This is a genomic window from Deinococcus sp. JMULE3 (genome assembly GCF_013337115.1).
GTDB lineage: Bacteria > Deinococcota > Deinococci > Deinococcales > Deinococcaceae > Deinococcus.
The window spans coordinates 2,640,411-2,658,428 of the sequence record NZ_SGWE01000004.1 but is presented as its reverse complement, the minus strand read 5'-3'; the positions used below and the strand labels follow the sequence as shown (position 1 = coordinate 2,658,428).

The window sequence follows — 18,018 nt, the reverse complement described above, 5'->3', positions numbered from 1 at the left end:
TTCCGGCGGTGGCAGGCGTGATCGGCGGCATCCTGCTCGCACTGGGCCAGGGGTGGGGTGTGGCGGCACTGCTGGTGGGCACGGGGCTGGTGCTGTGGCACGCCCGCCCGGTCCTGCTGGCGCTGGTGCTGCTGGGCGCCGCGGCGGGCTGGGCCTCGGCTCACGCGGTCCTGACCCGCCCGAACCTCCTGACGCCGTGGTTCGGGGCGCAGGTCACCGTGCAGGGCGAGTGGGACGGGCAGTTCCTGACGCTGCGCGACCCGCCCACGCGCGTGACGCTGGCGCCGAAGCCCACGCAGGGACCGGGGCGGCTGCGGGTGTCGGGTCGCCTGCTCGCCCCGGAGGGCCGCCGCACCCCAGGGGGCTTCGATCAGGCCGCGTGGTTCCGCGCGCAGGGTGGGCTGCTGAGCGTCACGCCGGGCGGCGCGCTGGTGGGCGCGCGGGTGCGGGAGTTCCAGCCGCAGGGCGGGCTGCGCGGCTGGTTCCGCCGGGGCCTGACCACCGGCCTGACCGAGCGGCAGGGGGCGCTGATGCAGGCCATCGAACTCGGCGACCGGGGGGATATCAGCCGCGAGCAGTTCAGCGAGGGCGAGGCCGTGCGGGACGCGTTCGCGCGGGCGGGGCTGGCGCACCTGATGGCGCTGTCCGGGCAGAACGTGGCGATCCTGACCGGCGCGCTGATCCTGCTGCTGACGCGGCTGGGCGCGGCTCCCGCGTGGCGGTTCGGGCTGCCGGTGCTGTTGCTCGGGCCGTACCTGCTGCTCGTGCAGTCCTCTGCGAGCATCACGCGGGCCGTGCTGATGGGTGGCGCGGTGCTGCTGGCGCTGGCGCTGGGGCGCGGGCGGCCCGACCCGCTGGGCGTGGTCGCGCTGGCGGCGCTGGCGTGCCTGCTCCTCTATCCGCTGTGGCTGACGGACGTGGGGTTTCAGCTGTCGTTCCTGGCGGTGCTGGCCCTGACGCAGTCCGAGCGGGTGGCGGGGCTGATGCCGGGGCGCTGGCCGCGCTGGCTGCGGCTGGGACTGGCGGCGACCCTGCTGGCCGAGGCCGGAACGCTGCCGGTCATCGCGGGGACGTTCGGACAGGTGCCGCTGGTGGGCCTGCCCGCGAACCTGCTGGCCGGGGCGATCATGGCCCTGCTCGTGCCGCTGGGGTTCCTGGCGGGACTGCTGGGACCGCTGGCCCTGCCGCTCAACATGGTGAACGGCGTGCTGGCCGACGCACTGCTGCTGGTCGCCCGGACGTTCGGTCAGGCGCCGGTCCTGAGCTGGGGTCAGGTGGGGGTGGGCGGTGTCCTGGCGTACGGCGCGGCCGTGCTGGCCGGGTGGTTGTGGCTGCTGGGCCGCGTCCGCGCGCCCGCCGCGCTGGGCACGTGGCTGACCTGCCTCCTGCTGACGACCCTGCCGGGGCGACTGCACCCCGCGCGGGAGGTCGTGTTTCTGGACGTGGGGCAGGGGGACAGCACCCTGATCCGCCTGCCCCACCTGACGGTCCTCGTGGACGCCGGGGGCTCGGTGGGCAGCGACTACGACGTGGGGGCGCACACCGTGGTGCCGACCCTGCGGGCCCTGGGCGTGCGGAAACTGGACGTGCTCGTCGCCACGCACGCGGACACCGATCACATCGAGGGCGCCGCGAGCGTCCTGCGCCAACTGCCGGTCGGGGAGGTGTGGATCGGGCAGCGCAAGACGGACGACCCGGTCCTGACCACCGTGCTGCTCGCCGCGCGGGAGCGGCACGTCCCGGTGCGGGAGGTCCGCCGGGGTGATCAGGTGGCGTCGGACGGCGCGACCCTGACCGTCCTGTGGCCTGCCGGAAACGCGTGGAGCACCGAGGACAACGACAACAGCGTCGCCCTGCGCCTGGAGTCGCGCGGGTGGCGGGCCGCGTTCCTGGGCGACCTGCCCGCCCCCGTCGAGGAACGACTCGTCGCCGGGCCGCTGGACCTCCTGAAGGCCGCGCACCACGGCAGCCGCCACAGCACCGGCGCGGCCCTCCTGGCGCAGACCACACCCGCCGACACCGTGATCAGCGTGGGACGGAACACCTACGGGCACCCTCACCCCGACGTGCTGGCCCGACTGGCGCAGGTGCACTCGCGGGCGTGGCGCACCGATCAGCTGGGCACGATCCGCTGGCCCATGCCGTGAGGGGATGTGGGGTGTGGGGTGCAGGCAGGGGTTTCTTCCCACAACCTGCACTCCACAAGCCCGCTTCAGTCGGTGGCGCTGGCTTCCAGGTCCTGCGCGCGGGGGGCGAGTCCGGCGCGGCCTTTCAGGGGGCGTTCGGGCAGGGCGATGGTCGCCAGGAACGCGAGGCCCACGAGCACGGCGGATACCAGGAACACCTGATCAATGGCGCCTGCCATGACGCCGCGCAGGGCGTCGAGGATGGGCTGGAGCAGGTTCGCGTCGCCCAGTCGGCTCAGGCCCGCGCCAAGCTGCTCGGTGGCCTGCGGGCTGGTCAGGAGGTTCGGGTTGGCGATGGCGTCCTGCACGGGGGCCGGGAGGGTTCGGGCGGCGTCGGGCAGTTGCGCGGCGAGGTTGGCGTTCAGGTGGGCGTTCACGAGCGCGCCGAACAGGCTGACGGCGAGGGTCCCGCCGATCTGCCGGAAGAACTGGTTGCCGCTGGTGGCGCTGCCCAGCTGCTCGCGCGGCGCGGCGTTCTGCACGGCCAGGGTCAGCTGACTGTTCACGGGACCCAGGCCCAGGCCCAGCAGGACCATGATGCCCACGGCGATCAGGATGGGCGTGCCGGTGCCGAGCGTGGTGGCGAGCAGCAGGGCGACCGTGGCGACGATTCCGCCCGCCAGGATGAGGGTCTTGTAGCGCCCGGTGCGGCTGACGACCTGCCCGCTGAGGGTACTGGTCAGGATCATGCCGAACATCAGCGGCGCGAGAGCCAGACCGCTGCCGCTGGCGCTGCTGCCGCGCACGCCCTGCATGTACAGCGGGAGGTACAGGATCGCGGCGTACATGCCGGCACTGGTCAGGAAGCCCGCGAGGGACGCGATGGCGATGCCGCGGTCCTTCAGGAGACGCAGGTCGAGGATGGGGCGTTCCTGGCGGGCGCTGTGCCACGCGTACGCACCGAAGGTGACCAGGGTGGCGGCCAGCAGGCCGAGGATGATCGCGCTGCCCCAGGCGTACGTGCCGCCGCCCCACGACAGGGCCAGCGTGAGGGTGGTGACGGACGCACCCAGCAGCAGCGCGCCGGGCGCGTCGAAGTGCCCGCGTCCGCCGGGGGCGGGCAGGCGGAAGTACCGCCAGATGAAGAACGCGGCGAGCAGCGCGAAGGGCAGGTTCACGAAGAACACGCTGCGCCAGCCCAGGTGATCGGTCAGGAACCCGCCCACGAGCGGCCCGACGACGGAGCTGACGCCCCACACGGCGCCGGTGTAGCCCTGGTAGCGGCCGCGTTCGATGGGCGTGAACAGGTCGGCGATGGCGGTGAAACTCATGGCCATCAGGGTGCCGCCGCCGATGCCCTGCACGGCGCGCAGGATGATCAGCTGTTCCATGTTCTGCACGAAGCCCAGCAGCACGCTGCCGAGGGTGAACACGGCGATGCCGAGCAGGATCAGCGGTCGGCGCCCGTAGCGGTCGCTGATGGTGCCGACGATGGGAATGGTGATGGTGGTCGCCAGCGAGTACGCGGTGAACGCCCAGGCGTACAGGTGGAAGCCGCCCAGGTCGCTGATGACGCGCGGCATGGCGCTGCCGACGACCGTGAGGTTCAGGCTGGACAGGAACAGCACGGTCAGGATGCCGACGAACGCGAGGATCTTCTCCCGTTCGTTCAGGCCGCTGTGGGTGGGGGCGGGGGTCATTGCGGCTCTCCTGTGGTGGGGGCGTGCAGGGCGGCGTCCAGATCGGCCAGCGCGGCCAGCGCCGCCTGCACGCGTTCGGGGGGCAGGTGCCCGAAGTGCGCGTGGACGATGTCCTGCGCGACCGCGCGGGTGCGGGCGCGGGTGGCCTGCCCGTCGGGCGTGAGTTCCAGGCGTTGCAGGCGCAGGTCGCCGGGGTCGCTGACGCGGCGCACCAGACCCGCCTGCACGAGTTTGGTGACCATGCGGGTCACGGTGGGCGCGGGGAGGTTCTGCGCCTGCGCGACCGCGCCGGGGGTGCCTGCGCCGTCCATGATGGTCGCCAGCACCAGCAGTTCCTTGGTGTTCAGGCCCAGCGCGGTCTCCAGCGGGTCGTCCAGGACGTGGTGGAGGCGCCGGGAGAAGCGCAGGATCAGCCGGACGAGGCCGTACAGGTCGTCCATGACCGGGGCGGTGGGGGCGGGGGCAGGACTTCCGTTCATTTCATCTGGAAGTATTTCAGTTGGAAGGAGCTATCGCCAGTGAAAAGTGTTCATCAAGTAGGAACACCGCAGGTCACCATTCACGGGCGCCGAAGTGTCCCAGCAACTGTCCCACCCGTTCCGTACGCTCCGGTCAGCACTCCCGCCACACGGCAAAGGACCCACCCATGACCCACACCGCCCGACTCCTGCTGACCACCCTGAGCCTGCTCGGCACCGCGCACGCGCAACCCACGACCCTCCTGCTCGAGCGGCCCGGCGTGACCATCACCACCCTGCAACCCTTCGACCCGGACACGAGCGGCCCCCTGACCGGCTTCGTCCTGCGCTTTCAGGGCGTGAGCCTCACGCAGCGGCAGTGGCGGCTTGACCCGCGCAACACCTTCGCCGAGCAGCGCGACGTGGACAACGACGGTCGCCCGGAACTGCTGCTAACCTCCAAACAGGCCGACGTCATGAGTGAAATCAGCGACCTCACCCGCGTGCTGACCGTCGCCAACGGCGTGATCCGCGAGATTCCCCAACCGGACCTCAGAGCCGCCGCGTCGTACGGGAAGCTCGTGCAGGTCGGTCCCGGGCGGCTCGTCGTGAATGGCCAGTCCCTCCTGCCCGGCAGCCTGAATCCCGAGGTGCGTGGCTGGCTGACCCGCAACGCCCCCGCCGCGCTGAAGGCCACACCCCGACTGGGCGCAGCGCAGCGCGTCATGAGTCCCGACGGGGAAAAGAGGAGCGAACGAACCGAGCGGGTCACCGTGGACCTCGCCGGGCACATCGTCGGGTACCTGTACACCACGCTGACCCTCCAGGGCAGCGCCGCGAAGGGGCAGTACCGGGTGACGCAGGTCCGCTTCGAGGCCTACGAGATCGAACGCGGCTGACCCGCCCCGACCTCGCGCAGGGCCACCCAGCCGTCCAGCATCTCCGAGAGCCGCACCCCGCCGCGCAGGTGCGCGTCCAGCACGCCCGGCAGCCACGGCAGGGCGTCCCCCGGCAGGTCGCGCGGGTCGAACCACCCGACCTCGGAGGTCTTCTCCAGTGGGGTCTCCTCTCCCACCCACGCGCGGGCCAGGAAGAACACGTCCAGGCCCGCCACGCCGTCCAGGTCGTAGCGGCACGCGCCCAGGCAGATCAGCGTGGCCGGATCGACCTGCAGGCCGACCTCCTCCTGCGCCTCGCGGGCCGCCGCGCCCGCCAGGGTCTCCCCCGCCTCGACGTGCCCGCCCGGCAGGCCCCACAGGCCATCCGCGTACGACGAGCCCGCGCGGCGGCCCAGCAGCACCCGCCCCGCGTCGTCCTGCGCGATCAGCCACGCGACCAAGTGGAACGTCACGCGATCACCCGCGCCGAATGCACGTCGTGCAGCTGCTCGGTCAGGCGCGCGCCGCGCCGCAGGTACGCGTCCAGCAGCGGAGCCAGCCACGGCAGCGCGTCGGGCGGCAGGTCGCCGGGCGCGAACCACGCGACCTCCGAGGTCTTGTGCAGCGGCTGCGGCTGACCAGCCCAGTCCGGCGCACGGAACAGGAAATCGGTGCCCTGCGCGCCGTCCACCTCGTAGCGGCGCACGCCCAGCAGGGACAGCGCAGCCGGGTCGAGGGTCAGGCCCATCTCCTCCCAGACCTCCCGCGCGGCCGCCTCGGGCAGGCCCTCGCCACGCTCCACGCTGCCACCCGGCAGGCCCCACAGGCCATGCCCGTACGCCGAGCCGTCCCGGCGGCCCAGCAGCACCCGCCCCTGATCGTCCTGCATGACCACCCACACGAGCAGATTCCGCATGGCTCAGGGTGGCACACCGCCGCCCCACCCGCACGCCAGGGTGCGCGGCGCGGCCCGCCGCCCGTTATCCTGCGCCCCATGACTGATACGGATTCCGTCTGTTCCGTTAACAACCCGGAAGAACACCGGGTTGCCAACTCCACGACCGGAACCCGTTTCTCTCCTACTCGCTCCGCTCGGGTTGAAAGTTTCTGCAAACCTTTCAACCGGAGTCCGCATGACGCTTCCGCTGAGACGCAGGGTGACGTGCTGGTCACGCCGGACGGGTCACGCACCGCCCTGAACACCCGCTTCGGCGAGGCGTACGGATCGCGGCACGGCGCGGCGTCGCAGGCGCGGCATGTGTTCGTGGAGGGCACCGGCACGCACGAGCACCCGGCCCCGCGCGTGCTGGAGGTCGGCTTCGGGGTGGGCGTGAACGCCCGCGCGACCCTGGCCCGCAGCGCGGCGCGCGGCGTCCCGCTGGCGTACCACGCGTTCGAGTTCGACCCGGCCCCCCGCGCCCTGCTGCGGGACGTGGCGCGCGGCGGGGAGGCCGAGAATCACCCCGCGTGGCGGGCGCTGCTGGACGCCTGGCCCGAAGCGGGCGGCGGGCCAACCGGGGAGAGTTCCGGCGAGATCGAGGTCACGGCGGGCGGCGCGACCCTGCGCGTCACGTTCGCGGACGTCCTGACCGCCAGCCTCCCGGACGGCTGGGCCAGCGCGCTGTACCTGGACGGCTTCTCGCCCAGCCGCAACCCGGACGTGTGGACACCGGCGTTCACCGCTCGGCTGGCCCACACCCTCGCGCCGGGGGGCGTGCTGGGCACGTACAGCGCCGCCGGGCACGTGCGCCGCTCGCTGGAGGCCGCCGGGCTGCGCGTCGAACGCCGACCCGGCGCGCCCGGCAAACGCGAGTGCCTGCGCGCGGTGCGGGAGGGCTGATGCACGTCGTCGTGATCGGGGCGGGCATCGCGGGGGCCAGCGTGGCGTACTTCCTGGCCCGCGCGGGCGCGCAGGTGATCGTCGTGGACGCGGGCGCGCACCGCGCGAGCGACGTGCCCAGCGCCCTGATCAACCCCGTGCGCGGCCAGTCGGGCGGCGTGGACGCCCGCGCGCTGGACGGCATGCGCTTCACCTGGGCGCTGCTGCGCGACCTCGGGGCGGCGGGCTACGCGGTGCCGCACGCGCAGTCCGGCGTGCTGCGGCCCATCCCGGACGACCGCGCCCGCGCCCGCTTCGAACGGAACCTCCCGGCCGCGCTGAACCACGCGTGGCTGAGCCCGGCAGACGCGCCGGAACGCCTGGCGCCCGGCTGGGGGCACGTCCTGCACCTCCCGGACGGCGGGTGGGTGGACGGCCCCGCCTTCACCCGCGCGCTCGTGCAGGCGTCCGGCGCGCAGGTCGTCACCGGACGCGCGCAGGACTGGACGGCCCACACCGTCACCCTCGCAGGCGGCGACACCCTGAGCGGGGACGCCGTGGTGTTCTGCGGCGGCTCGGTCGGCGTCACGTGGCGCGGCGAGGCGGCCACGCACCGGCGCGGCACCCTCCTGACCCTCGACCGGGCGGTGACGCGTGTGCCGCTCAGTTTCGGCGCGTACCTCGCCCCGGACGCGCGCGGCGGGGTGCTCGGCGCGACCTTCGAGACCCCCGCTGCCACCTGGACGCCGGACGGGTTGCCGCTGGCGTCGCTGGGCTGGCTACTCGGCAAGATCGCCGCCCTGACCGACCTGCGCGGCGCGCGCGTCACCGGGCACTGGACCGGCACGCGCCTCTCCGGCCTGAACGCCGGACCGCAGGAGGGCGGCCCGTGGCGCCTGACCGGCCTGAGCAGCAAGGGCTTCCTGCTCGGACCCCTGCTCGCGGCTGAACTGACCAGCGACCTGATGAGCGCGGCCCGGCCCGGCTGACCAGCTATCAGCCTGCGCTCAGGAAAACACGAGCCGCACGGAATTGACCTCGCGCGCGATCTCCTCAAGGCACTTCACGAAGGTGCCCCCACGTAAAGATCCGAGTGAGTCCGAATTCGTGAATCTCACCTCGTCGGCATCGGGCCAGCCGGGTCCTCCCCACAGCGCGTCCCGGAAAGCAGCGAGATTCCGGCCGAACCCGGGATGAATGTCTGGGACGTCCCGCATGTAGGCAGCCCAGAATCCGGCCTCGTCCTGCACGTCGGCGCAGTTCACGGTGACCGTCCGGGCCGTCACAGCTCAGTTTTCCAGGACGTTGCGGCGGAAGCGTTCGAGGATGGCGAGGCCCACGGCGCCGCTCTTTTCCGGGTGGAACTGCGTGGCGTGGAGGTTGCCGTGGCTGAACGCGGCCCAGAAGGGCACGCCGTACTCGGTGATGGCGCCCGCGTCGACGTCCACGGTCAGGGGCACGTAGTAGGAGTGAACGAAGTACGCGTACGCGGGGCACGCGAGGTCGTTCAGGAGGGGGCTGTCGCCGACCTTGTCGAGGCTGTTCCAGCCCATCTGCGGCACCTTGCGCTGCGCGTCACCCTGGAAGCGCAGGACGGTGCCGGGGATCAGGCCGAGGCCCTGCACGCCGGGCGCTTCCTCACTGCCTTCGAGGAGCATCTGCATGCCGACGCAGATACCCAGGATGGGCGTGCCGCCCCGCGCGGCGTCGAGGACGGGCTGGCGGAAGCCGCTGGTGTCGAAGGCGTCCATGACCTGCCGGAAGTGCCCCTGTCCGGGCACGACCAGCGCGCGGGCGCCGGGCACGTCGGCGGGGTCGCTGCTGACGCGGACGGTCATGCCCGCGCGTTCGAGGGCCTTGGCGGCGCTGCGGACGTTCCCGGCGCCGTAGTCGAGCAGCAGCACCTCGGGGCGGCCCTCGGTGGCAGGTGCGGGAGTGCTCACAGGCTGCCCTTGGTGCTGGGCATGGTCTGGGAGGTGACCTGCACGGCGTCCCGCAGGGCGCGCGCGACGGCCTTCACGATGGCCTCGATGACGTGGTGCGCCTCGCGGCCCGCGAGGAGGCGGACGTGCAGGGTGATGCCCGCGTGGTTGCACAGGCCGCGCAGGAATTCCCGCAGGTGGTAGTGGGTCATGCCGCCCGCGTCGCCCCAGACGTTCAGCGTCTCGGGTTCGAAGGCGAGGTGCGCGCGGCCCGACAGGTCCAGCACGACGTGCGCGAGGGTCTCGTCCATGGGGACGAAGGCGCTGCCGTACCGTTCGATGCCCTTGCGGTCCCCGAGCGCCTGCGTGAGGGCCTGCCCGAGGGTGATGCCGGTGTCCTCGATGAGGTGGTGCGGTTCGATGTGCAGGTCGCCGGTGGCGCGCACGGTCAGGCCGATGCGGGCGTGGCGGGCCAGCGCGTCGAGCATGTGGTCCAGGAAGCCGTGCCCGGTCTGGGGGTGCTCGTAGCTGGTGGTGTCGAGGTCGAGCGTGACGGTGATGTCCGTTTCGCTGGTGGTTCGGGTGACGGTGGCCGTGCGGCTCATGCCCAGCATGCTAGGGGACGAGGGGGGGAGGTGTGTGGCCTTGTCGATAAGAGGAGGGGGCGGGGAGTAGGAAGGAGTGAGTGGTGAGTGGGTGGTGGCACGCCCTCTCTGGGCTCATGGACCAGAGCTCAGAGCCGCGCCGGATGGGCTTTCCCGCTGATTCGCTCCTGCCGCCGACCGGCGGGTCATTCTGTCTTGACCGTAATTCCATTCTGTTATAAACTAAACGCATGAAACTGAGCGATGTTCAGAAACGACTTCAGGCCCCGTTTCCCGCTCACATGGTGGCGTGGAAACCCGCCGCCTACAGCCGGGACCGCAGCCGCGCGCTGATGCTGGCGCACATCGACGCCCGCGCAGTGCAGGACCGCCTGGACGCCATCTGCCCCGACGCCTGGACCTTCACCCTGGAGGTCATCCCCGGCACCCGCCAGCCCACCGTGAAGGGCCGCCTGACCGTCCTGGGCGTCACGCGCGAGGACATCGGCGAGGCCCCCGAAGGCGACCTGGGCACCCTGAAAGCCGCCTCCTCGGACGCCCTGAAACGCTGCGCGGTGCACTTCGGGATCGGCCGGTACCTGTACGACCTGCCCAAAACCTGGGCCGACTGGGACGACGCGGCCCGCAGGCCCATCCAGACACCTGAACTGCCCGACTGGGCCCGCCCCGACCACGAGCGCACGCCCGGCGGCGCGCACCTGATGCAGGCCATGGAGCAGCTGCGCTACGAACTGCCCGAGGATCTGGACCTTCAGCGCGAGGTGTACAAGCACCTGAAGGCCGCGCTGGGCAGCCTGCACCCGACCCCGCAGCAGCCCACGCCCCAGCACCCCACCCCGCAGCATCCCGGACGGGCCGCGTGACGCGAATGCCGTCTGCTTCGTGGACAGATCGGGACCACACCGATCTGCCCACTGCACGTCCGGCATCCGCCCGGCTCCCACTCGCGTCCGCTCTGGTGGAACGGCGTGCGCACACCGTCCCACCGGAGGTTTCATGATCCGCCGCGACCGGGACGAGCCCGCCCACGCGCAGCCCGGTCGTCTGCTGACCGCGATCCTCAGCGTGCTGCTGCTGATGCTGCTGGGCGGCACCCTCGCCCGCCTGCTGTAACGCCAACTGAACATCGCCGACCCGCCCGCGTGCCTGACGCCGGGCGGGCTTTTCAGTCACGCCCTACCCACTGTCACCACCAGAGTACGTACACTTATGCAAGCCGGGTGCTTACGCTGCCCCCATGACCTGGAACCCCGACCAGTACCACCTCTTCCGCGAGGCCCGCAGCGCCCCCGTCCGCGACCTGCACGCCCTGATTCCCGATCAGGCCTACGCCAGCGTCATCGACCTCGGCTGCGGGACCGGCGAACACACCCTGACGCTCGCGCGGCGCTACCCGCAGGCGCAGGTCACCGGACTCGACCAGAGCGCCGAAATGCTGGAGCGGGCGCAGGCGCAGCAGGCCCCGAACCTGCACTTCCTGCAGGGTGACCTGAGCCAGCTGACCGGACAGTACGACCTGATCCACGCGAACGCCTCGCTGCAGTGGGTGCCGGACCACCCCACGCTGCTCACGCACCTGTGGACGCACCTGAACCCCGGCGGCGTCCTGGCCGCGCAGGTGCCCGCCAATCACGACCACCCCAGCCACCGCCTCCTGACCGACACCGCCCTGGACTTCCAGGACGAGCTGGGTGGGGACGCCCGGTTCGGCACCGCGCACGGCGCGTCCCCGGTCCTGAGCCCCGCCCGGTACGCGGAACTGCTCGACGCACTGGGCGGCACGGACATCACCGCCCTGAGCAAGATCTACCCGGTCGTGTTGAACGGCTCGGACGGCCTGATCGACTGGACGAAGGGCACCGCGCTCGTCCCGTACCTCAGCCGCCTGGATGAACCCGGCCAGCAGCGGTTCCTGGCCGCCTACCGCAAGAGGCTGCATGCCGCCTACCCCGGCGAGCGCGTGTACTACGCCTTCACCCGCACGCTGTTCACCGCGCGCAGGCCAGCCTGAGCGTCACTTCAGGAACTGCGCCGGATCGGGTTCCTGCTGCGCCATCTGAGGCGTGAGCAGCATCAGGAAGTGCATCATCTTCCCCTTCTCGTCCTTCACCTTGCCGTCCAGCAGGTACAGGCCCCTGAACATGCCGTCCCCGAGGGTGTACAGGTTGGCGGTCTGACCGTCCTTCTTCGCGGCCCGCACGAACTTCAACGTGCGGGCACCGAAGAACTCACCGGGCTGCCCCTGCGGTTCGACCAGCATGACCGCCCAGTGGTTGGTGCTGAGCTTCGGCATGTAGATGAACATCAGCCCCTGCACCGGCACGCCGCGCGGCGCCACCCAGGCGCGCATGACCATCTCGCCCAGCACGTTCGTGTCCATCAGAGGCGTCTGCCCCGACTGCCCCGAGGCGATGCTCCACACGGTCTTCGAGTAGTCGGCGGCCTGGGACGCTCCGGTCAGGGTGAGCAGGCTCAGGGCACAGGTGAGAACGGCGCGGCGCATGAGGGGCAGCATGGCAGTGCGCCACGCCGGACGTTGCCTCAGGTGGGGGCGCGCCGGGGGAAGGACACCCCCGTCACACGCCGCGTTTCTTGGTGCCTTTCATGGGGGCGTGCGTCCAGGGGTCGTCGGGCCAGGGGTGTTTGGGGTAGCGGCCGCGCAGGTCCTTGCGCACCTCGAAGTACGAGGAGTTCCAGAACGACCTCAGGTCCTGCGTGACCTGCACGGGCCGCCCGGCGGGCGAGAGCAGGTGCAGCAGGACGGGCGTGCGGTCCTCGTTCACGGCGGGCGTGTCGGCCAGCCCGAACAGTTCCTGGAGCTTCACGGCCAGGATGGGGGCCTCTCCGGGGCGGTAGCCGAGGCGGATGCGGCTGCCGGTGGGCACGGTCAGGTGCGTGGGGGCGAGGTCGTCCAGGCGGGCCGGGAGGGGCCAGGGCAGCTGCGCCTGCAGCGCCGGGAGGAGGTTCAAGCGCCCCAGGTCGTCGCGGCTGCGGACGCCGTCCAGGTGCGGGCCGAGCCAGTCCTCCAGGGTCGCCAGCAGCGCGGCGTCGCTCAGGTCCGGCCAGTCTTCCTCTGGCCGCCAGAAGCGCACGGACTCCACGCGGTCGCGCAGCGCCTGCGCGTCCGGGCTGAAGGTCAGGAGGTGCAGGCCCTCGTCGCGGATCGCGGCGGCCAGGGCGTCCACGCGGGCGGCGGCCGGCAGGTCCCGAAGGGGCCGCGTTTCGAGCACGAGCGCGCCGAAGCGCCGTTCCCGCTGCGCGACGAGGGTGCCGGTGCGGGCATCCCAGCGCACGGCGTCCACCCACGCGGCCCCAGCGTCCAGCGCGGCCGGGTCGAGGGGCGCGGCCAGGAAGATGCGGCCCTCGGCCTGCGCGGCGTCGAGGTGCGCGACGGCCAGGGCGCGTGCTCCGGCCAGGGCGTCCCCCTCGGGCAGCGCGGCCCCCTGACCGCCCGCGAGCAGGAAACGGCCCCGGCGCAGGCCACTGGTCTCCTCGCGGGCCAGCGCGGCGCGTTCCGGGTACGCACGGGCGACCAGCGCGCCCACCGCGAACGGGTCCGGGTCACGGTCGTCCGCGCGGACCTTCAGGAGGGTGCGCCACTGGCGGGACAGCCGCTCGATCCTCTCCAGCACGGCGACGTCTCCCCTACTGCCTTCCTTGCGCCGCCAGGAGCGCAGGGCACGCACCCGGTCGGTCAGGTCCGCGCCCGACCCGGCGGGGAGGGGGTCGCGTTCCTCCAGCAGCGCCGCCACGTCCGCCGCCAGTGCGGGGTCAGCGGCGGCGGTCAGGAGGTGCGCCACGCGCGGGTGCGTGGGGAAGTCCAGCAACCGCGCGCCCTCCGGCGTCACCCGGCCCGCAGCGTCCAGCGCGCCCAGGTCCTGCAGGACGCCCCGCGCGGTCTGCACGCGGCGCTCGGGCGGCACGTCCAGCCAGTGGAGGGTCGCGGGGTCGGTCACGCCCCACTGCGCGAGTTCCAGCGTCAGCGGCGCGAGGTCCGAGTCCAGCACCTCCGGCGGGCGCGCGGCGGGCAGCAGCGGCTGGGTCCGTTCACTCCAGAGGCGGTACGCGACGCCCGGCGCGGTGCGGCCCGCGCGGCCCGCGCGCTGCGTGGCGGCGTCGCGCGTGACGCGGCCCGTGACCATGCGGGTCAGGCCGGTCGCCGGGTCGAACGCCTGCGTGCGGCTCAGGCCGCCGTCCACGACGACGCGCACGCCGTCGATGGTCAGGGACGTCTCCGCGATGCTCGTCGCCAGGACCACCTTGCGCCGCCCGTCCGGATCGGGGCGCAGCGCGCGCGCCTGCTCGCGCACCGGGAGGTCGCCGTACAGCGGGAGCACCACGGCGTCCACATCGGCAAGCAGTCCGGCCGCCGCGCGGATCTCGCGCACGCCGGGGAGGAACGCCAGCACGTCGCCCGGTTCGGCGTCCAGCGCGGCGCGCACCTGCCGCGCCACCAGCTCCTCCACGCGGCCCACCGGGTCGGTCGGCAGGTACCGGACCTCCACCGGGTAGGCGCGGCCCGCGCTCTCGACCAGGGGCGCGCCCAGCCGTCCGGGCAGCGCCGGGTCCAGCGTGGCACTCATGACCAGCACCCGCAGGTCGTCCCGCAGCGCACCCTGCACCTCGCGCAGCAGCGCCAGCGCCAGATCGGCGTTCAGGCTGCGCTCGTGGAACTCGTCCAGGATCACCAGCCCCACGCCGGACAGTTCCGGGTCGCGTTGCAGGCGGCGGGTCAGGATGCCCTCGGTGACGACCTCCAGCCGCGTCGCGGCTGACACGCGCGAGTCGAAGCGCACGCGGTACCCGACCGTGCCCCCGACCTCCTGGCCCAGCCCTTCCGCCAGCCGCGCCGCCACCGCGCGGGCCGCGACCCGCCGGGGCTGCAGCATCACGACACCCTGCCCGGCCAGCCACGGCTCGTCCAGCAGCGCCAGCGGCAACCCCGTACTCTTGCCCGCGCCCGGCGGGGCCTGCACGACCACCAGCGGATGCGCCGCGAGCGCCGCGCGCACCTCCCCCGTGACCTCCTCGATCGGCAACTTCACGCCCCGCATGGTAAGGGCGCGGTGCGCCGGAAGTGGGCAGTGGGCAGTAGGGAGTGGGAAGGAGGTGGGGCGGGTGCTCCCTCCCACCTGGAAGAGGGCGGCGGGTCAGCGACCGGTGATGCGGTCCACCTCGGCCAGCTCCTCGGGCGTGAGGGTCCACGCGGCGGCGCCCACGTTCGCGTCGATCTGCTCGTGTTTCGTGGCCCCGGCGATCACGCTGCTCGTCACATCGAAGGACAGCAGCCAGCTGAACGCCAGCTCCAGCAGGGTGTGGCCCCGGCCCTCGGCAAAGGCGCGCAGGTTCTCCACGACCGCCCAGTTCCGTTCGTTCAGATAGCGGTCCTGCGCGTTCCGGCTGCCGGTGATGCGTGCGCCCTCGGGGAGGTCGGCCCCGGCGCGGTACTTGCCGGTCAGGAGGCCGCTGGCGAGCGGGAAGTACGGCAGCAGGCCCAGGTTCAGGTCGCGCAGGGCGGGGATCAGGTCAGTTTCGACGTCCCGCACGAGCAGGCTGTGCTCGTCCTGGCAGGACGTGAAGCGCGCCCAGCCGCGCTGCCGGGCCAGGGCGTCGGCGGCGCGCACGTCGGCGGCGGGCATGTTGCTCACGCCGACAGCGCGCACGAGGCCCTCCTGCATCAGGTCGTTCAGGGTGCCCAGCGTGTCCTCGATGGGCGTCTCCGGGTCGGGGGTGTGCAGCTGGTACAGGTCCAGGTGATCGGTCCCGAGGCGGCGCAGGCTGGCGTGCAGCGCCTCGCGGATGTACGCGGGCCGCGCGCCCTTCCGGCCCTCACCCATGTCCATGCCGAACTTGCTGGCCAGGACGATGTTCGCCCGCTCGGCGCCGAGTGCGCGGCCCAGCATCTCCTCGCTGCCGCCCCGGTTGCCGTAGATGTCGGCCGTGTCGAACAGCGTGACGCCCGCGTCCAGCGCGCGGCGCACCACGGCGGTCGTGCCCGCCTGATCCAGCCGTCCCCCGAAGTTGTTGCAGCCCAGCCCGACGACCGACACGGTCAGGCCGCTGTGTCCCAGCGTTCGCGTTTGCATGCGTGCAGCCTACGCCTGCCGACATGAGCTGCACCCAAGGGTGGACGCGCGCCCCCGCCCGCGTGAGGCATGCTGGGGCATGCGCGCCCCACCCCGTCAGACCTTCACGCGCTCCACAGGCACCCCACGACCGGGGGTCAGCCTGGGCCGCGCCGCGACCGTCACCGCCGCCCTGATCGCGGGCCTGTGGGTGCAGGAGGGCGCCGATCAACTGGTGTTCCAGGGGCAGCTGGACCAGTTCGGCATCGAGCCGCGCGCACCCGGCACGTTCTGGCACGTCCTGACCGCGCCGTTCCTGCACGCGGGCTTCGGGCACCTGATCGCGAACACCGTGCCCCTGGCCGTCCTGACGTTCATGAGTGCCCTGCGCGGCGTGGCGCGCTTCCTGGCGGCGCTGCTGCTGATCGTCCTGATCGGCGGGGGGCTTGTGTGGCTACTCGGCCGGGGCGGGAGCGTGCATCTGGGCGCCAGTGAACTGGTGTTCGGGCTGCTCGCGTACCTGCTGGGCGTCGGCTGGTGGGAACGCACCCCGCTGGCAGTCGGCGTGGCGGTCGCGGCGTTCCTGCTGTACGGCGGCATCCTGTGGGGCGTCCTCCCGGCCAACCCGGCCGTGTCGTGGGAGGCGCACCTGTTCGGCTTCGTGGGCGGCCTGATCGCCGCCGCGATCCTCCACCGCAAGCGGCCCCCGGCGCGGCCCGCGTCCAGCTTCCCGCGCTGACCGGCAGGACATTCTCACCGGGGGGTCGGGCTATGCTCGGCGCGATGCGAGCTCCGCCCCGCCCCCTGCGCCCTGCCCCGATCCGGGCGGGCCGCTGGGTGCTGGCGCTGCTCGCGGTGCTGGCGTCGCTGGCGCACCTGACCCGCAGCCCCGGCGCGGGTGGGCTGGGCCTGACCCTGGGGACGCTCACCCAGACTGTCACCGGGGCGCACGAGGCTCCGACCGAGGCCGCTGCCCACGTGCATGTGGCGGGCGTCCCCTGCGACCCACCCGTCCCCCGCACGGCTGAGGCAGGGGCCGCGCACACGGACGGGCACGCCCTGACGGACGCCGCGCCGAACGCTCCGCCGCACCACGCGCACGGTGATCCCCACTGCCCGTTCTGCCTGACGGCCGGTTTCGCGCTGGCCGCCCCCGACGGGCCCCGCGTCGGCCAACGGGCCCAGCGCGCTTCCCACGTGACCACCCGCACCGCCGGGCCGGTCACGTTCGCGATTCGTCACGCCGACGCCCGCGCGCCACCGCACGCCTGACCTGTGCCAAAGCCGGACCTGCCGCTGCCCGCCTGACGGGGCACCCAGACCGGCGGCCCCCACATCCCCCACTTCCCCGCATCTTCCGACGACCGCGCCCGCGTGGCCTGCGGCGTCCCCTGATTCACCCTGGAGTTCACACATGTTCAACCTGAAAACCGTTCTGCCCCTTGCCGCCGCCCTGTTCCTGTCCGTCGCGGGCGCGCACGCCACCGTCCGCACCGAGACCGGCCTGACCGAATCCGCCGCCGGGAAAAGTGAGACGTACCGCCTGAACGTCCCCACCGAGAAGGAGATCGCCACCACCCAGATCCGCCTCGTGGTGCCCGCCGGGGTCGTGATCAGCCGCTTTCAGGTCACGCCCGGCTTCACGCGCACCGTGAAGAAGGACGCCTCTGGCCTCGTGACCGAGGTCGTCTGGAAGGGCCGCGTGGCGCCCATGGAGTACGCCCGCTTCTTCTTCCAGGCGAAGAACCCGGCGGCGGCCGGTGAGGTCGTGTGGAAGATCTATCAGACGTACAGCGACGGCAGCGTCGTCGCGTGGGACGACGCCGACCCTGCTAGGGGCCCGGCCAGCAGGACCACCGTCAAGTAACCGCTCCGCTGGGGGGAGGTCCGCTTCCCCCCTGTGCCCCATTCCTATCCTGGAGGTTGCCCCATGAAGAAGATCCTGCCCCTGCTGACTGCCCTGACCCTGTCCGTGGCGGCGGCCCACACCGCTGTGTCGGGCGTGACCCCGGCGCTGAACGCCACCGTGACCGCCCCGAAGACCGTGACCCTGGCATTCAGCGAGCCCGTGGAACTGCGTTTCTCGACGTTCCGCGTGATGGCGGTCCCGGCGGGCGTGACGGTCGCCGAGGCGGCGCGGCGTGCCCTGGCCGAGAAGGCCGACTCGGCGGCACTGGCAAACCAGCCAGTCAAGCTGAGTGGCGCGGCGGCCCGGCTGTCGCTGACCCTGAAGCCCAGGCTGAAGCCCGGTCAGTACGTGATCGCCTGGAAGATCCTGTCGGAGGACGGGCATCCCGTGACGGGCAGCAGTGCCTTCCGGGTCCGCTGACGGCCTGACCTGCACCTCCATGGGGTGATTCCGTGCAGGACGTGCTGCACGGAATCGCTTCCAGTTCGGTGGGTAGGCGTGCAGTCCGTCACGCTGCGGGTGACGCCCACGCAGCC

At 72.5% G+C, this 18,018-nt stretch carries 20 protein-coding genes; 10 read left to right on the top strand and 10 right to left on the bottom strand.

Features of this window, described 5'->3' with window-relative positions; translation table 11 throughout:
- The first annotated feature begins 8 nt into the window (after window positions 1-8).
- Window positions 9-2,147, top strand: coding sequence for a DNA internalization-related competence protein ComEC/Rec2 (locus EXW95_RS15730; protein ID WP_174368236.1), 2,139 nt, complete (start codon window positions 9-11; stop codon window positions 2,145-2,147).
- Between the two features lie 65 nt (window positions 2,148-2,212).
- Here EXW95_RS15730 and EXW95_RS15725 read toward each other — a convergent pair whose 3' ends face one another.
- Window positions 2,213-3,826, bottom strand: a complete 1,614-nt coding sequence (locus EXW95_RS15725) for an MDR family MFS transporter (RefSeq protein ID WP_174368235.1) — start codon at window positions 3,824-3,826, stop codon at window positions 2,213-2,215.
- The gene (locus EXW95_RS15720) at window positions 3,823-4,305 is read right to left on the bottom strand and encodes a MarR family winged helix-turn-helix transcriptional regulator (protein ID WP_174368234.1); all 483 of its coding nucleotides are present in this window, start codon (window positions 4,303-4,305) and stop codon (window positions 3,823-3,825) included. Before EXW95_RS15720 ends, EXW95_RS15725 begins: the two co-directional genes overlap by 4 nt.
- A gap of 167 nt (window positions 4,306-4,472) precedes the next feature.
- On the opposite strand from EXW95_RS15720, the gene EXW95_RS15715 reads away from it, so the two are divergent.
- Entirely contained in the window at window positions 4,473-5,183 is a 711-nt protein-coding gene (locus tag EXW95_RS15715; RefSeq protein ID WP_174368233.1) for a hypothetical protein, read from the top strand.
- On the opposite strand, the gene EXW95_RS15710 is transcribed toward EXW95_RS15715, so the two are convergent.
- Window positions 5,162-5,635, bottom strand: coding sequence for an NUDIX domain-containing protein (locus EXW95_RS15710; protein ID WP_174368232.1), 474 nt, complete (start codon window positions 5,633-5,635; stop codon window positions 5,162-5,164). The two genes, EXW95_RS15715 and EXW95_RS15710, sit on opposite strands and share 22 nt — an antisense overlap.
- Window positions 5,632-6,078 (bottom strand): NUDIX domain-containing protein, encoded by a 447-nt coding sequence (locus EXW95_RS15705; protein WP_174368231.1) that lies wholly within the window; start codon window positions 6,076-6,078, stop codon window positions 5,632-5,634. Before EXW95_RS15705 ends, EXW95_RS15710 begins: the two co-directional genes overlap by 4 nt.
- A 246-nt stretch (window positions 6,079-6,324) precedes the next feature.
- Between EXW95_RS15705 and mnmD the strand changes: the two genes are divergently transcribed.
- Entirely contained in the window at window positions 6,325-7,002 is a 678-nt protein-coding gene (gene mnmD / locus EXW95_RS15700; RefSeq protein WP_371810111.1) for a tRNA (5-methylaminomethyl-2-thiouridine)(34)-methyltransferase MnmD, read from the top strand.
- A complete protein-coding gene (locus tag EXW95_RS15695) occupies window positions 7,002-7,970 on the top strand; it encodes an FAD-binding oxidoreductase (RefSeq protein ID WP_174368229.1) in 969 nt (322 codons plus the stop codon). The genes mnmD and EXW95_RS15695 overlap by 1 nt, the downstream gene beginning before the upstream one ends.
- Before the next feature lie 18 nt (window positions 7,971-7,988).
- On the opposite strand, the gene EXW95_RS15690 is transcribed toward EXW95_RS15695, so the two are convergent.
- From EXW95_RS15690 to hisB, 3 genes are read right to left on the bottom strand one after another with little or no spacing between them, the layout of a single operon-like run.
- Window positions 7,989-8,267 carry a barstar family protein gene (locus EXW95_RS15690; RefSeq protein WP_174368228.1) on the bottom strand — a complete coding sequence of 93 codons (279 nt, stop codon included), beginning with the start codon at window positions 8,265-8,267 and terminating at the stop codon, window positions 7,989-7,991.
- Window positions 8,268-8,270: 3 nt separating this feature from the next.
- Window positions 8,271-8,924, bottom strand: coding sequence for an imidazole glycerol phosphate synthase subunit HisH (hisH, locus tag EXW95_RS15685; protein ID WP_160981205.1), 654 nt, complete (start codon window positions 8,922-8,924; stop codon window positions 8,271-8,273).
- Window positions 8,921-9,508 (bottom strand): imidazoleglycerol-phosphate dehydratase HisB, encoded by a 588-nt coding sequence (gene hisB, locus EXW95_RS15680; RefSeq protein WP_174368227.1) that lies wholly within the window; start codon window positions 9,506-9,508, stop codon window positions 8,921-8,923. Before hisB ends, hisH begins: the two co-directional genes overlap by 4 nt.
- 230 nt (window positions 9,509-9,738) lie before the next feature.
- On the opposite strand from hisB, the gene EXW95_RS15675 reads away from it, so the two are divergent.
- On the top strand, window positions 9,739-10,371 hold the full coding sequence (locus tag EXW95_RS15675) for a Rad52/Rad22 family DNA repair protein (protein ID WP_174368226.1): 633 nt from the start codon (window positions 9,739-9,741) through the stop codon (window positions 10,369-10,371).
- Between the two features lie 374 nt (window positions 10,372-10,745).
- Complete coding sequence (locus EXW95_RS15670) at window positions 10,746-11,519, top strand: methyltransferase domain-containing protein (RefSeq protein ID WP_174368225.1); 774 nt, start codon at window positions 10,746-10,748, stop codon at window positions 11,517-11,519.
- A 3-nt stretch (window positions 11,520-11,522) separates the two neighbouring features.
- On the opposite strand, the gene EXW95_RS15665 is transcribed toward EXW95_RS15670, so the two are convergent.
- From EXW95_RS15665 to EXW95_RS15655, 3 genes are all read right to left on the bottom strand, one after another.
- Window positions 11,523-12,011, bottom strand: coding sequence for a hypothetical protein (locus tag EXW95_RS15665; protein ID WP_174368224.1), 489 nt, complete (start codon window positions 12,009-12,011; stop codon window positions 11,523-11,525).
- 73 nt (window positions 12,012-12,084) lie between these two features.
- The gene (gene hrpB / locus EXW95_RS15660) at window positions 12,085-14,562 is read right to left on the bottom strand and encodes an ATP-dependent helicase HrpB (protein WP_174368223.1); all 2,478 of its coding nucleotides are present in this window, start codon (window positions 14,560-14,562) and stop codon (window positions 12,085-12,087) included.
- 96 nt (window positions 14,563-14,658) lie between these two features.
- Window positions 14,659-15,594 (bottom strand): aldo/keto reductase, encoded by a 936-nt coding sequence (locus EXW95_RS15655; RefSeq protein WP_174368222.1) that lies wholly within the window; start codon window positions 15,592-15,594, stop codon window positions 14,659-14,661.
- A 79-nt stretch (window positions 15,595-15,673) separates the two neighbouring features.
- Here EXW95_RS15655 and EXW95_RS15650 point away from each other — a divergent pair, with 79 nt between their 5' ends.
- The 4 genes from EXW95_RS15650 to EXW95_RS15635 all read left to right on the top strand — a co-directional run bounded on the left by EXW95_RS15650 (window position 15,674) and on the right by EXW95_RS15635 (window position 17,902).
- Window positions 15,674-16,312 carry a rhomboid family intramembrane serine protease gene (locus EXW95_RS15650; protein ID WP_174368221.1) on the top strand — a complete coding sequence of 213 codons (639 nt, stop codon included), beginning with the start codon at window positions 15,674-15,676 and terminating at the stop codon, window positions 16,310-16,312.
- A 44-nt stretch (window positions 16,313-16,356) separates the two neighbouring features.
- On the top strand, window positions 16,357-16,845 hold the full coding sequence (locus EXW95_RS15645) for a hypothetical protein (RefSeq protein WP_174368220.1): 489 nt from the start codon (window positions 16,357-16,359) through the stop codon (window positions 16,843-16,845).
- Between the two features lie 142 nt (window positions 16,846-16,987).
- The gene (locus tag EXW95_RS15640; RefSeq protein ID WP_174368219.1) at window positions 16,988-17,440 is read left to right on the top strand and encodes a DUF1775 domain-containing protein; all 453 of its coding nucleotides are present in this window, start codon (window positions 16,988-16,990) and stop codon (window positions 17,438-17,440) included.
- A 63-nt stretch (window positions 17,441-17,503) separates the two neighbouring features.
- Window positions 17,504-17,902, top strand: coding sequence for a copper resistance CopC family protein (locus tag EXW95_RS15635; RefSeq protein ID WP_174368218.1), 399 nt, complete (start codon window positions 17,504-17,506; stop codon window positions 17,900-17,902).
- Window positions 17,903-18,018: the final 116 nt, after the last annotated feature.